Annotated in this window: 12 protein-coding genes and 1 riboswitch; of the genes, 6 read left to right on the forward strand and 6 right to left on the reverse strand. The window is 61.5% G+C overall.

The window, feature by feature from the left end; all coding sequences use genetic code 11:
• Nucleotides 1-9: 9 nt before the first annotated feature.
• On the reverse strand, nt 10-420 hold the full coding sequence (locus AACQ43_RS19790) for a hypothetical protein (RefSeq protein WP_168968441.1): 411 nt from the start codon (nt 418-420) through the stop codon (nt 10-12).
• Between the two features lie 132 nt (nt 421-552).
• Between AACQ43_RS19790 and AACQ43_RS19795 the strand changes: the two genes are divergently transcribed.
• The 3 genes from AACQ43_RS19795 to AACQ43_RS19805 all read left to right on the forward strand — a co-directional run bounded on the left by AACQ43_RS19795 (nt 553) and on the right by AACQ43_RS19805 (nt 4,304).
• Entirely contained in the window at nt 553-2,226 is a 1,674-nt protein-coding gene (locus tag AACQ43_RS19795; RefSeq protein WP_168968459.1) for a sensor histidine kinase, read from the forward strand.
• A gap of 46 nt (nt 2,227-2,272) precedes the next feature.
• The gene (locus AACQ43_RS19800) at nt 2,273-3,004 is read left to right on the forward strand and encodes a LytR/AlgR family response regulator transcription factor (protein WP_168968443.1); all 732 of its coding nucleotides are present in this window, start codon (nt 2,273-2,275) and stop codon (nt 3,002-3,004) included.
• 109 nt (nt 3,005-3,113) lie between these two features.
• On the forward strand, nt 3,114-4,304 hold the full coding sequence (locus AACQ43_RS19805) for an L-lactate MFS transporter (protein WP_005306992.1): 1,191 nt from the start codon (nt 3,114-3,116) through the stop codon (nt 4,302-4,304).
• 74 nt (nt 4,305-4,378) lie between these two features.
• Here AACQ43_RS19805 and AACQ43_RS19810 read toward each other — a convergent pair whose 3' ends face one another.
• The 4 genes from AACQ43_RS19810 to AACQ43_RS19825 all read right to left on the reverse strand — a co-directional run bounded on the left by AACQ43_RS19810 (nt 4,379) and on the right by AACQ43_RS19825 (nt 7,305).
• The gene (locus AACQ43_RS19810) at nt 4,379-5,503 is read right to left on the reverse strand and encodes a 5-(carboxyamino)imidazole ribonucleotide synthase (protein ID WP_168968445.1); all 1,125 of its coding nucleotides are present in this window, start codon (nt 5,501-5,503) and stop codon (nt 4,379-4,381) included.
• Complete coding sequence (gene purE, locus AACQ43_RS19815; protein ID WP_005306988.1) at nt 5,500-6,009, reverse strand: 5-(carboxyamino)imidazole ribonucleotide mutase; 510 nt, start codon at nt 6,007-6,009, stop codon at nt 5,500-5,502. Before purE ends, AACQ43_RS19810 begins: the two co-directional genes overlap by 4 nt.
• 62 nt (nt 6,010-6,071) lie before the next feature.
• Nucleotides 6,072-6,374 (reverse strand): P-II family nitrogen regulator, encoded by a 303-nt coding sequence (locus AACQ43_RS19820; protein WP_005306985.1) that lies wholly within the window; start codon nt 6,372-6,374, stop codon nt 6,072-6,074.
• Between the two features lie 4 nt (nt 6,375-6,378).
• Complete coding sequence (locus tag AACQ43_RS19825; protein ID WP_168968447.1) at nt 6,379-7,305, reverse strand: sodium-dependent bicarbonate transport family permease; 927 nt, start codon at nt 7,303-7,305, stop codon at nt 6,379-6,381.
• A 111-nt stretch (nt 7,306-7,416) separates the two neighbouring features.
• Here AACQ43_RS19825 and AACQ43_RS19830 point away from each other — a divergent pair, with 111 nt between their 5' ends.
• The 3 genes from AACQ43_RS19830 (at nt 7,417) to murI (ending at nt 11,331) form a co-directional block, all read left to right on the forward strand.
• Nucleotides 7,417-8,319: a LysR family transcriptional regulator gene (locus AACQ43_RS19830; RefSeq protein ID WP_168968449.1), complete on the forward strand. Its 903-nt coding sequence runs from the start codon at nt 7,417-7,419 to the stop codon at nt 8,317-8,319.
• Between the two features lie 35 nt (nt 8,320-8,354).
• Nucleotides 8,355-8,531, forward strand: a riboswitch (cobalamin riboswitch).
• A gap of 52 nt (nt 8,532-8,583) precedes the next feature.
• Nucleotides 8,584-10,419, forward strand: coding sequence for a TonB-dependent receptor domain-containing protein (locus AACQ43_RS19835; RefSeq protein WP_168968451.1), 1,836 nt, complete (start codon nt 8,584-8,586; stop codon nt 10,417-10,419).
• Nucleotides 10,420-10,536: 117 nt separating this feature from the next.
• Nucleotides 10,537-11,331: a glutamate racemase gene (gene murI, locus AACQ43_RS19840; protein WP_168968453.1), complete on the forward strand. Its 795-nt coding sequence runs from the start codon at nt 10,537-10,539 to the stop codon at nt 11,329-11,331.
• An 18-nt stretch (nt 11,332-11,349) separates the two neighbouring features.
• Here murI and AACQ43_RS19845 read toward each other — a convergent pair whose 3' ends face one another.
• Entirely contained in the window at nt 11,350-11,841 is a 492-nt protein-coding gene (locus AACQ43_RS19845; protein WP_011704113.1) for an RNA recognition motif domain-containing protein, read from the reverse strand.
• Between the last annotated feature and the right edge of the window lie 506 nt (nt 11,842-12,347).

Below are 12,347 nucleotides of genomic sequence, written 5' to 3' on the forward strand. Positions count from 1 at the left end.
CTTGTCTATTTATGATCGCCAGTAGGCAATGAGTTCGTATCCACTTTCGATGAGGCTCCTCACTTGTTGAGGATGTTGTTGATAACCAAGGTAATAGTTCTCAGTGATTGGTAGCATCTGATAGGTAGTGGTTAGGGTCTTGCCGTTGAGGATGACATCAGGGGTTCCAATTGTCACATTAAGCGCTCTGGCTTTCAGTATGAGGCCTGTATCCGACATGGTTAGTTTGGCGGCTAATACCTGCTCTGCTTGATTGATGGTGGAAATGACTTGTTGTCCCGGATGCAATAAGTTGACGGATGATTGGCTGTATTTGCTGGCGCTTGCCTGCCAAGTCATCGTCTGGCCCAGTGTCTGGGCATGGGGGGTGACAGGTATGAGCAGTGCAGAAAGCACAAGCAGAAAAATGTGTGTTTTCATGGTTTCTCCTCTCTTTATTGGGCCCCGAATGGGGTCAGTTTCTCTATCGGCGAGCATTAGAAAAAGCTTAGACCGCCCTGGAGTGGCACAATGCACAGCCTTGGTTTTTTACATGCGTGAGAGGTGCGGGTGTTGCTCGAAAATCAGATGATGTTGTTGGCGGTGTTCGAACGGGCGGCGCTGATGTTGATGACCCTGTTCTTCCTGACCCGTACCCGGCCGTTCCAGCGGCTGTTCCAGAAGCGGGACCACACCCCGGCCGAACTGGTGCTGGTGGCGGCCATCTTCTGCCTGTTTGCGGTGTTCAGCACCTATACCGGCATTCCGGTGGAAGGGGCCCTCATCAACGTGCGGATCATCGCCATCATCTCCGGCGGCATCCTGTTCGGCCCTTGGGTCGGCATTCCGGCCGGGGTCATCTCCGGTCTGCACCGCTATCTCATCGACATGGATGGCCACACCTCGATCCCGTGCCTCATCGCCAGCATCATCGCTGGCCTGCTCGCCACCTGGCTGCACCTGCGCTGTCGAAAGTCGCGGCTCTGGTTGTACGGCATACTGGCGGGGATGTTGTGTGAAGGGCTCACCATGCTGCTCATCTGGCTGTTGACCGAGCCCCATGCGATAGGCGTCGAGATCGTCAGCCACATTGCCTACCCGATGATCGCCGGGGCGCTCTGCATCGGCCTCATCATCAAGCTGGTGCAGGATCTGGATGACGAGAAGGAGCTGATTGCCGCCAAGCAGGCCAAGCTGGCGCTGGATATCGCCAACAAGACGCTGCCCTTCTTCCAGAACATCGATCGCCACTCTCTGAGCCAGGTGTGCGCCATCATTCGCAGCGAGATCAGCGCCGATGCGGTGGCCATCACCGATACCCGCGACGTGCTCGCCTATGTGGGGGTGGGCAAGGATTACTACGAGCTGGACGAGCACCACGCCATCAGCGACATGACCCAGCGGGCGGTGCTGCTGGATCAGATCATCATCAACAACGATCTGCGCCAGTATCATCTGGCCGACTTCCACTCGGTCATCATTATTCCGCTGCGGGAGAACGGCGCCGTCAGCGGTACCCTCAAGATCTACTACCGCCGCACCCACAGTATCACCAGCTCCCTCAAGGAGATGGCGGTGGGCCTCTCCCAGCTCATCTCCACCCAGATGGAGGTATCGCGCATCGAGCAGTTGAAAGAGATGACCCGCAAGGCGGAGTTCACCGCGCTGCAGAGCAAGATCAACCCGCACTTCCTGTTCAACGCCCTCAATGCCATCTCGTCGCTGATCCGCATTCGCCCCCAGCAGGCGCGCCAGCTGATCGCCAATCTGGCGGACTACCTGCGCTACAACCTCAACAAGGGGGACACCCTCATCGACATCCAGGAGGAACTGCAGCAGGTGCGCGACTACGTGGCTATCGAGCAGGCCCGTTTCGGTGACAAGCTGGAGGTGGTGTTCGAGGTGGACGATGTACACATCCAGGTGCCGAGCCTGCTGTTGCAGCCGCTGGTGGAAAACGCCATCCTGCACGGCATCCAGCCCCGCAGCGCGCCGGGTCGGGTCACCATCGAGGTGAAGCAGCTGGCGGGCGGTATCCGGGTCGCGGTGCGTGACACCGGCTATGGCATCAGCCAGGAGGTGATCGATGGTGTCGCCGCCGGTCGTGTGGAAAGCCGCAGCATCGGCCTGATGAACGTACATCAGCGGGTCAAGCTGCTCTATGGCGACGGCCTGCACCTCAAACGGCTGGAGCCGGGTACCGAAGTGAGTTTCTATCTGCCGGATCAGGAGTCGATGCCATGCTGAAGGCCATCATGATTGAGGATAAGTGTGTGATTCGCGAGGCGTTGTCATGCTGACAGCCATCATAGTGGAAGACGAATATCTGGCTCGCGAGGAGCTGGCCTACCTGGTGGGGCAGCACAGCAGCATCGAGATAGTGGCGAGCTTCGAGGATGGGCTGGAAGCGTTCAAATACCTGCAGGATCACGAGGTGGACGTGGTCTTTCTCGACATCCAGATCCCCTCCATCGATGGCCTGCTGCTGGCCAAGAACTTGCACAAGTCGAGCCATCCGCCTCACATCGTGTTCGTTACCGCCTACAAGGAGTTTGCGGTGGAGGCGTTTGAGCTGGAGGCGTTCGACTACATCCTCAAACCCTACAACGAACCGCGCCTCATCAGTCTGCTGCAAAAGCTCGAGCTGGCGGGCAAGTCGCAGACGGGGCAGGGGAGCGAGCCGGGCACGCCGCACAATCGCACCGTCAATCTGGTGAAGGGGGAGCGCATCATCGTCACCCCCTGCGAGCAGATCTATTACGCGGAAGCCGACGAGAAGCTCACCTATGTCTACACCCGCGATGACCGCTACGTGATGACCATGACCCTCAGCGAGTTCGTCAGCCGGCTGCCCGCCGAGGGGTTCTTCCGCTGTCACCGCTCCTACTGCGTCAACATCAACAAGATCCGCGAGATAGTGCCCTGGTTCAACAGTACCTATCTCATCCGGCTCCATGACCTGCCGTTCGAGGTGCCGGTCAGCCGCAGCAACATCAAGGCGTTCCGTCAGCTGATGCGGCTCTGATTGTCATTCATTCCCGCCGATCTGCATTTCATGCCTTAATCGGTCGGCGGGAGTGGCGTCTTGCCTATAGTGGCCCCAGTTTCCTTAAGGCCATTGACTGAGACGCATCATGACCATCGATCTGAATCGCACCCGCTACCTCACCCTGTTGGGGACCATCATCACCCAGTTCGCGCTGGGATCCGTTTACACCTGGAGCCTGTTCAACGCCCAGCTCTCCGACAAGCTGGATGAGCCGGTCAGCCAGGTCGCCTTCGCCTTCGGCCTGCTCAGCCTCTCGTTGGCGGTGGCTTCCTCCCTGGCGGGCAAGCTGCAGGAGCGGTTCGGAGTGCGCAACGTCACCCTGGGTGCCGGCGTGCTGCTCGGCATCGGTTTCTTCCTCACCGCTCACGCCAGCAACCTGGCGATGCTCTACCTCTGCGCCGGCATCCTAGTCGGTTTTGCCGACGGTACCGGCTACCTGATGACCCTCTCCAACTGCGTGAAGTGGTTCCCGGAGCGCAAGGGGCTGATCTCCGCCTGTTCCATCGGTGCTTATGGCCTCGGCAGCCTGGGCTTCAAGTACATCAACCTGCTGCTGCTCTCCAGCAACGGGCTGGAGACCACCTTCCAGCTGTGGGGGCTGATCGCCATGTCCATGGTGCTGGTGGGTGGCATGCTGATGAAGGATGCGCCCAAGCAGGCGGCCGCCGTGCAGCAGAGCGAGAGCCGCGACTTCACCCTGGCCGAGGCGATGCGCAAGCCCCAATACTGGATGCTGGCGCTGATGTTCCTCACCGCCTGCATGAGCGGTCTCTACGTCATCGGCGTGGCCAAGGACATCGGCGAGAACATGGTGGGCCTGCCGGCCGTGGTCGCCGCCAACGCCGTCGCCATCATCGCCATGGCCAACCTGGGCGGCCGGCTGGTGCTGGGCATCCTCTCCGACAAGATGTCCCGCATCCGGGTCATCACCATCGCTCAGCTGATTACCCTGGCCGGGATGGCGCTGCTGCTGTTCGTGCCGCTCAACGCCAACCTGTTCTTCGTGGCGGTGGCCTGCGTGGCGTTCAGCTTCGGCGGTACCATCACCGTCTACCCCTCGCTGGTGAGCGACTTCTTCGGTCTCAACAACCTGACCAAGAACTACGGCGTCATCTATCTGGGCTTTGGTCTGGGCAGCATCATCGGCTCCATCGTGGCCTCCCTGTTCGGCGGCTTCATGGCGACTTTCAACCTGATCCTGGTGTTGCTGGTGGTGGCGCTGGTGCTCTCCCTCACCATCCGCCTGCCAGCGCCGGTATCGGTGGAGCGGGCCTGATCACCCGCCTGTCGCAGCAAGCAATGAAAAGACCAGGGCCTGGCCCGGGTCTTTTTTTGTGCGCGGCTCAGGGGTCAGCGCGGTGGCAGCCCCAGCAGCTGGCGAGCCTGACAGCAGGTCTCCTCCACCGTCGGCCAGTCTTCGGCGGTGATGGTGACATGGCCCATCTTGCGGCCAGGGCGGGGTTCCCCCTTGCCGTACAGGTGCAGATGCACGCCGGGCAGTGCCAGCAAGGCAGCCCAGTCTGGCGTGCCGCCCTGCCAGAGATCCCCCAGCAGGTTGAGCAGCATGGCGGGGCGCACGGCGATCCGGGCGGGCAGCGGCAGATCGCACAGGGCGCGCACCTGCAGCTCGAACTGGCTGTACTCGGCGTTGTCGAGGCTGGGGTGGCCCGAGTTGTGGGGGCGTGGCGCCAGCTCGTTGACCAGCAGCTTCCCTGCCACCAGGAAGAACTCCACCGTCAGCACGCCGACGTAGTCGAGGGCGGCGATCAGCTGCTCGGCGATGTGTCTGGCGTCGGCCTCCAGCGCTGGCACCTTGGCCGGGGAGCGGGTCTGGTCCAGAATGCCGCCGCTGTGCCAGTTCTGCACCAGCGGCAGGGCACCGATGGCACCGCTCGGACTGCGGGCCAGGGTCAGGGAAAACTCACCCTCCAGCGCCAGCCGTTGTTCCAGCACGCAAGGTACGCCGCTGGCGGCCAGCGCTGCCGGCAGCTGGTCGGCGGCCTGAATGGTCCACTGGCCTTTGCCGTCGTACCCCTCGCGGGCGGTCTTGAGGATGGCGGGGAAGAGGTCGCTGGGCAGCGCCGGCAGCGGCTCGCCCGGCTGCAGGGTCTGGTTGGGGGCGACCGGGATGCCGGTTCTGCTCAAGAAGGCCTTCTCTTCGCGGCGATCCTGACAGATGCGCACGGCACCGGCGGCCGGGCGTACCGGCTTGTACTGCTCCAGCAGGGCCAGGGCGGTGGCCGGCACGTTCTCGAACTCGCAGGTGACGGCGGCGCAGCGGCTGGCCAGATCGTGCAGGGCGGTCGGGTCGTCATAGGCGGCAACAATATGGTGATCGGCAGCGGCGCCGGCGATGCTGGCGGGGTCGGGGTCCAGCACCACCACCTTGTAGCCGAGGCGGTGGGCGGCCATCACGAAATAGCGGCCGAGCTGGCCGCCCCCCAGCATGCCGAGGGTGGCGGGTGGCAGTATCATGCCGGGTCCTCCAGCGTGAGGGCCAGCACCCGGTCGCGCTCGTTAGCGCGAAAGCCGTCGAGCTGCTGCTGGTAGCGGGGGGCATCGCCGTCTTGCGCAACGGAGAGCAGGGAGACCGCGAACAGGCCGGCGTTGGCGGCGCCCGCCTCGCCGATGGCGAAGGTGGCGACCGGCACCCCCTTGGGCATCTGCACGATGGAGAGCAGGGAGTCCATCCCTTTGAGCTGGCGGGTCGGGATGGGCACGCCCAGCACCGGAAGGGTGGTCTTGGCGGCCACCATGCCAGGCAGATGGGCGGCGCCGCCAGCCCCGGCGATGATGGCGCGCAGGCCACGCTCACGGGCGCTGGCGGCATATTCGAACAGCAGATCCGGGGTGCGGTGGGCCGAGACCACGCGCGCCTCATAGGGGACGCCATGCTCCTTGAGGATGCGGGCGGCGGCCTGCATCACGGGCCAGTCGGAGTCGGATCCCATTACCAGGCCGATCAGGGGAGGGGTGTTCATGGTTGTGACTCCTTGCAGTAAAACGTTTGTCTCTGGTTGGCAAAAAAAGCCGGCAAGCCGGCTCAGAATTTTTCGGGTCGCACGATTTCGACCGGTTGCAAAAAGGCGACCATGGCATAGTCGGGGTAGTAGCGACTCTGCAGGTGGGCGAGCAGGCGCTCCGCCTGTTCGCGGCTGCAGATCGCCTCCAGCCGGATGTTGCCGCTCTCGCTCCAGCTGGCGTTGCGCTCACCGTGGTCGCCGCGGCCCCTGGCATCGGTGATGGTGTAGCCGCGCAGCCCCTCGCGGGTGAGGGTGCGCAGCAGGGTGGGCTCCAGGTTCGCTTCCGTGATGACGGTGAGCAGGGTGCGGATCTCGGTCTGCATGTGGCTACTCCGTGAAGTGACGGGCCCAGCTGTGGTAGAGCGGGATCCCCAGCATGATGTTGAACGGGAAGGTGACCCCCAGTACGGCGCTGAGCGACAGGCCCGGATTGGCCTGAGGCACGGCGATGCGCATGGTGGCCGGCACGGCGATATAGGAGGCGCTGGCTGCCAGGGTGGCCAGCAGGGTCAGGCCACCGAGGGAGAGCCCCATCAGCTGGCCGATCATCAGGCCCAGGCCGGCCGAGGCGAGCGGCATCAGCAGGGCGAAGCCGAGGAGGAACAGGCCGTGGCGGCGCAGGTCCTGGCACTGGCGGGCGACGATGAGGCCCATCTCCAGCAGGAACAGCGCCAGTGCCCCCTTGAACAGGTCGACAAACAGGGGTTTGAGCGGAGCGATCCCATCGGGACCGGCCAGATAGCCGATGGCCATGCCGCCCAGCAGCAGGGTGACTCCCTTGCCGAGGAAGGTTTCATGGGCCAGCCGGCGCCAGCGGGTTTGCCGGCTTATCCCCTGGGCCAGCACGATGCCGACCAGGATGGCGGGGATCTCCATCACCGCCAAGAAGATGGAGAGCTGGGATTCGAAGCTGATGCCGCGCTCGGTGAGCCAGTTCACGCCGACCGCAAAGGTCGCCACGCTGACCGAGCCGTAGTGGGCGGCGGTGGCGGCGGCATCGACCCGATTCATCTTGAGGCGCAGCACGGCAAACCCGGCCAGGGTCTGCAGCATGCCGAGCAGGATCACCAGTGCCAGTTGCGGTAATAACGGTTGCAGGGATTGCTGCACCAGGCCGACGCCACCCTTGAGACCGATGGCCAGCAACAGAAAGAGGGAGAGAGTATCGTAGAGCGCGGGCGGCAGCTTGAGCTCGGAGCGCACCAGACCGGCCAGCAGGCCAAACAGGAAAAAGAGTACAACAACATCCAGCATGGGAGTTCGCAGGAGGCAATTCACAGGGTGGTTGCATGCTAGAGTGCAAGATGTTTCGATAAAATCAGATTTTGATTGATGATTGTTCGGTAGAAACTGATAAGGGGCCCGATGCTCAACTACAAACAGCTCTATTACTTCTGGCACGTGGCGCGCAGCGGGAGTGTGACGCGGGCCGCCGAGCAGTTGCACCTCACGCCGCAGACCGTCAGCGGTCAGGTGGCCGAGCTGGAGCTCTCGCTCGGGGTGGCATTGTTCAACCGGGTGGGGCGGCGGCTTGCCCTGACCGCTGCCGGTCGCCAGGCGCTCGAACAGGCTGGCGCCATCTTCTCGCTCGGCGCCGATCTCGAACATACCCTGCGCCATGCCAGCCAGGAGCTGACCATGCAGGTGGGGATCGCCGACTCCGTCCCCCGCACTCTGGCGTTCGAGCTGCTGGCGCCCGCCATGGCGCTGGCCACCCCGCTGCGGTTGGTGTGCCATGAAGAGCGGGCGGAACAGCTGTTCAGCGAGCTGGCCAGCCACAAGCTGGACATGGTGCTGATCGATCGCCCGCTTCCCCCCGACAGCGGGGTGCGCGGCTACAACCACGAGCTGGGACGCAGCCCGCTTGCGCTGTTTGCCAGCTCCGAGCTGGCTGCCAGGGCGCGGCAGGGTTTTCCTGCTTCCCTCGAAGGGTTGCCGCTGCTGATCCCGGGGGAGAAGTCGGCGACCCATGACAGCCTGCTGGCCTGGTATCGGCAGCAGGGCATCCATCCCCATCTGGTCGGCCAGTTCGACGATTCGACCCTGATGAAGTCGTTCGGCAAGGCGGGGATGGGGATCTTTCCGGCGCCGCTGGCCATGGCCGACGAGATCGCGCGACTCTACGGTGTCGAACGGATTGCAACCCTGACCGAGGTGACGCTCTCCTACTATCTGGTGTCGGCCGGTCGTCACCTCTCCCATCCCGGCGTACAGGCGGTGATGGAGGGGGCGAAGCAGCGGCTGGCCGCACTGGGCGGCAAGAAATAGAAATCTGGATGGCTATACATCCACCTCTGCTCTGCCTATAATCCTCCCGCTTTGGCGCATCATGCTTAATAGGGAATCCGGTGAAAATCCGGAGCTGGCGCGCAGCGGTAAGGGGGAACGAAGCGACATCAGGGCACTGCCACAGGTGGGAAGCCGTCGCCGTAGGCCATCAGCCCCCCAGCCCGAAGACCTGCCAAAGTTCGTATTTCGGGCCGAGAGAAACCGGCCACGAAGTAGATGCTTACGCGAACTTAAGGATCTCTCATGTCCAAGAAATTATTGGCGGCTGCCCTGTTGCCAACGGCGGCTTTTGCCCAGACCACCATCCCCGTCAATCCTACCCTGGTCATCACCGCCAATCGGGTGGAGCAACCCATCAGCTCGGTACTGGCTCCCGTTGTGGTGATCGATCGCGCCGAGATCGAGTCCCGCCAGGTGCAGAGCCTGCCAGCGTTGCTGAAGACGCTGCCCGGTGTGCAGATCACCACTCTGGGTGGTCGAGGCCACATGAGCAGCCTGTTCATCCGTGGTACCAACTCCAACCATTCACTGGTGCTGATGAATGGGCGCCCCATCGCGGCCATGGTGGCCGGCACGCCGGATCTCAGCCAGATCCCGCTCGGCAATATCGAGCGCATCGAGTACATCCGTGGCCCGCGGGCGGCCGTGTATGGCTCAGACGCCATCGGCGGCGTCATCAACCTAATCACCAAGACATCCGCCAAGAATGGCAGCGAGACCCACCTGAAGGGCGGTGTGGGCAGCAATGGCTACGGCCAGGGCCAGCTGCGTACCTTGCAGGCTCTGGGCCAGCAGACCGACATGAATATGATGATCGGATACGAGCGCACCGATGGGTTCGACGTGGTAGCCAATGCCCAGCAGCCGGATCGGGATGGCTTTGACAGCCTGAACGGCCAGTTCGGGCTGAATCATGTTTTCAACGACGCATGGAGTGCCAATTTCAACGCCCAGGGCTATGACAACCAGACCGAAATGGATGATGCGTATCAGTCGGCGGATCAGAGCCGGGTGCAGGCGTTCCAGTACGATGGCGGCCTCAAGTATCAGAGCGGCGCGCTGAGCAGCCGGCTGGAGGCCAGCTATGGCGAGAACAAGCTGAAGAGCTGGCTGGAGAACAAAGGAGAGTCCAGTGCGGAGCCCATCCACACCGGGCTGACCCGCTTCTCCTGGATCAACAGCTGGAGTGGTGTCGAGGGGCTCAACCTGACCGGTGGTGCCGACTGGCAGCAGGAGCAGCTGAAATCCGATACACGCAGCTATGGTCAGGCATTCAATGCCCCGGATCGCGACAACACGGGTCTGTTCGTGGTGGGCAGCTACCGCTGGCAGGCCCTGCTGTGGGAGCTCTCTGGTCGTACCGATGACAACAAGCAATATGGCCGCCACAACACCTGGTCCGCTGCCAGTGGGCTGGATCTCGATGACAACCATAATGTGCGCCTGAGTTACGGCACTGCCTTCAAGGCTCCGACCTTCCTCGATCTCTACTATCCGGGTTATGAGAACCCCGCGCTGAAACCGGAAGAGAGCAAGAACCTGGAGCTGGGCTTCAGCGGTCGCTACACCGGTTGGGATTGGTCGTTGAACCTCTACCGCAACCAGATCCAGAATCTGATTGCCTGCCAAAGCGCGTCCTCAACCTGCCGACCGGACAACACCGACGCCGAGATCCGCGGTGTGGAAGTGGCGCTCGGTCTGGAAACCGGACCACTGCGGCACGACCTGAGCTTTGACTACACTCGGGCCGAAGACAAGAACGACGGAGATCAGCAACTGCTGCGTCGTGCCAAGCAGAAGGCCAGCTGGCTGACTCAGGTACAACTGGGCCCGGTCGATCTCTCCACCGAACTGCTCTATGTCGGCAAGCGGGATGACAAGAACTTTAGCAGCTTCCCGGCGGAGCGGGTTGAGCTGGGTTCCTACACCCTGATCAACCTGGGGGCGAGCTATGGGGTGACGCCTCAGTTCACGCTGGGTGGTCGCATCGACAACCTGTTTGATCGTGATTACGCCCCGGCCTATGGCTATGCGTCGGCAGGTACCGAGTTCAAGCTGACAGCGGACTACCGTCTCTGAGCGGCAGCGCTGCTTATATAGGAGAAGATAAAAAGCGAGGCCCCGCCATTGGTGGGGCCTTTTCTATTGGCGGTCGGCGGGAGTATGATCGCCGACCTGCAGCAAAGGGGAGCTCAAGTGGCCAATATTCTCGTGTTCGACTCCGGTATGGGTGGGTTGACCATCTACCGCGAGATCCGCCGCGCATTGCCGGCACACAACTATATCTATTGCTTCGACAACGCCAACTTCCCCTATGGTGAGCTGAGCGAGGCCGCCCTTACCGAAGCTTGCACCAGACTGGTCAGCCACATGGTGGTCGAGCATGCAATCGACCTGGTGGTTATTGCCTGCAACACGGCCAGCACCATCGCTCTGCCGTCCCTGCGCGCAGCCATGACAGTACCGGTCGTCGGCGTGGTACCCGCCATCAAGCCCGCGGCCGCACTTACCCGCAATGGTTGCATCGGCTTGCTGGCAACCCCGGGTACCGTCAGCCGTGAATATACCCACGAACTTATCGCCCAGTTTGCGCCGGGCAAGCGGGTGCTGCTCAAGGGGGCGACCGAGCTGGTTGTCGAGGCCGAGCACAAGCTGGCGGGTCTGCCGGTCAATATGGCGCTGTTGCGGGAAGTACTGGCGGATTGGCTGGAAGGGGAAGAGCATCCGGATACCCTGGTGCTGGGCTGTACCCATTTCCCCTTGCTGGATGAAGAAATACGGCAGTTGATGCCTGCGTGCCAGCTGGTGGATTCCGGCAGTGCGGTCGCCAAGCGGGTGGCTCACCTGCTGAACGGTTTGGTAACGACACCGACACGGCTGGAAGATGTCGGGGGTAAGGCCTATTGCACCCGGATGGATGCCCAGACCCAGAAACTGACAGCCCCCTTGCAAGCTTGGGGGCTGTCATCACTCGAAGAGGTCAGGTTCTAACGGATTGCCTGCCAGTGGTCAGGCATCCACTTCACTACCTTCTCGCTCATCTTTGTCCCGCTTGTCGTTGGCTTCACGTACTTTAAGGGTACGCTGTTGATACTCCTTGTCGTTGAGTGCGGCGATCGCCTTGGCGGCATCGGCAGCGGGCATCTCCACGAAACCGAATCCTCTGCGCTTGCCGGTGGCCTTGTCCTTCATCAGACGGACCGAGATCACTTGGCCCTGCTCGGCAAACAATTCGCGCACGGCTATCTCATTGGCACGGTATGGCAGATTGCCTACATATAAGGTGCAGGTCTCCTGACTGGAGGCCAGTTCAGCCACACCAGCCGGTGCACGATTCAGGAACAGCGGTACCACGAAACCGCCGATGGCCAAGCCCACAGCAAAAATCACTTCGGCTTTCAAAGAAAACTGCAGGGCCTGGGCAACCAGATAACCAACCAGCGCCAACACCAGAGCAAGGATGGCCGCCTGCACATAAACGGGAAACTTGGATAAATTCATCTTTAAAGACCTTTTGTAAATGAAAGCAAAAAAGGTGCAACACTCTATTCACCTCCATGGTAACCAGCTTTCCAGCCTGGCGCTACCATGGACCACTTGGGACATATTATCCGTTCCAGTATGGCATCCCTTGAGAGGGGAAGACCCACCTAAATGATGATAAAACCGGTCTGAAATCATCGGTTTGTGGATAACATTGTATATATACACTGAGTAAGCTGTTTCTAATTGGATAATTTGAAGTTTCCGTGACTTTCTTCAAAAAAAGCCTTGTCATCGCGACGCGGCTCCCTATAATGCGCCCCTACCAGCACGGCGGAACACGCCAACCTGATGAGCCAGCTTCCTTGCGAAGTGGGCGCCGAAAGAAAAGCGAAAACAAGCGCTTGACTTTCGAAGTGAGAGGCGTAATATGCGCCTCCTCAACGCGACAAGCGTGACGCTCTTTAACAATTTGAATCAAGCAATCTGTGTGGGCACTCACAGCATCGAGCATCAAAAACAAT

It is taken from the genome of Aeromonas sp. DNRA1, from assembly GCF_963888745.1.
GTDB lineage: Bacteria > Pseudomonadota > Gammaproteobacteria > Enterobacterales > Aeromonadaceae > Aeromonas > Aeromonas hydrophila.

Bases quoted from the DNA above. Each gene is read 5' to 3' on its own strand.
- AACQ43_RS19825 (WP_168968447.1), bottom strand. From the start codon at position 7,305: ATGCTGGATGTTGTTGTACTCTTTTTCCTGTTTGGCCTGCTGGCCGGT.
- AACQ43_RS19800 (WP_168968443.1), top strand. From the start codon at position 2,273: ATGCTGACAGCCATCATAGTGGAAGACGAATATCTGGCTCGCGAGGAG.
- AACQ43_RS19835 (WP_168968451.1), top strand. From the start codon at position 8,584: ATGTCCAAGAAATTATTGGCGGCTGCCCTGTTGCCAACGGCGGCTTTT.
- purE (WP_005306988.1), bottom strand. From the start codon at position 6,009: ATGAACACCCCTCCCCTGATCGGCCTGGTAATGGGATCCGACTCCGAC.
- AACQ43_RS19810 (WP_168968445.1), bottom strand. From the start codon at position 5,503: ATGATACTGCCACCCGCCACCCTCGGCATGCTGGGGGGCGGCCAGCTC.
- AACQ43_RS19790 (WP_168968441.1), bottom strand. From the start codon at position 420: ATGAAAACACACATTTTTCTGCTTGTGCTTTCTGCACTGCTCATACCT.
- AACQ43_RS19845 (WP_011704113.1), bottom strand. From the start codon at position 11,841: ATGAATTTATCCAAGTTTCCCGTTTATGTGCAGGCGGCCATCCTTGCT.
- AACQ43_RS19820 (WP_005306985.1), bottom strand. From the start codon at position 6,374: ATGCAGACCGAGATCCGCACCCTGCTCACCGTCATCACGGAAGCGAAC.
- AACQ43_RS19805 (WP_005306992.1), top strand. From the start codon at position 3,114: ATGACCATCGATCTGAATCGCACCCGCTACCTCACCCTGTTGGGGACC.
- AACQ43_RS19830 (WP_168968449.1), top strand. From the start codon at position 7,417: ATGCTCAACTACAAACAGCTCTATTACTTCTGGCACGTGGCGCGCAGC.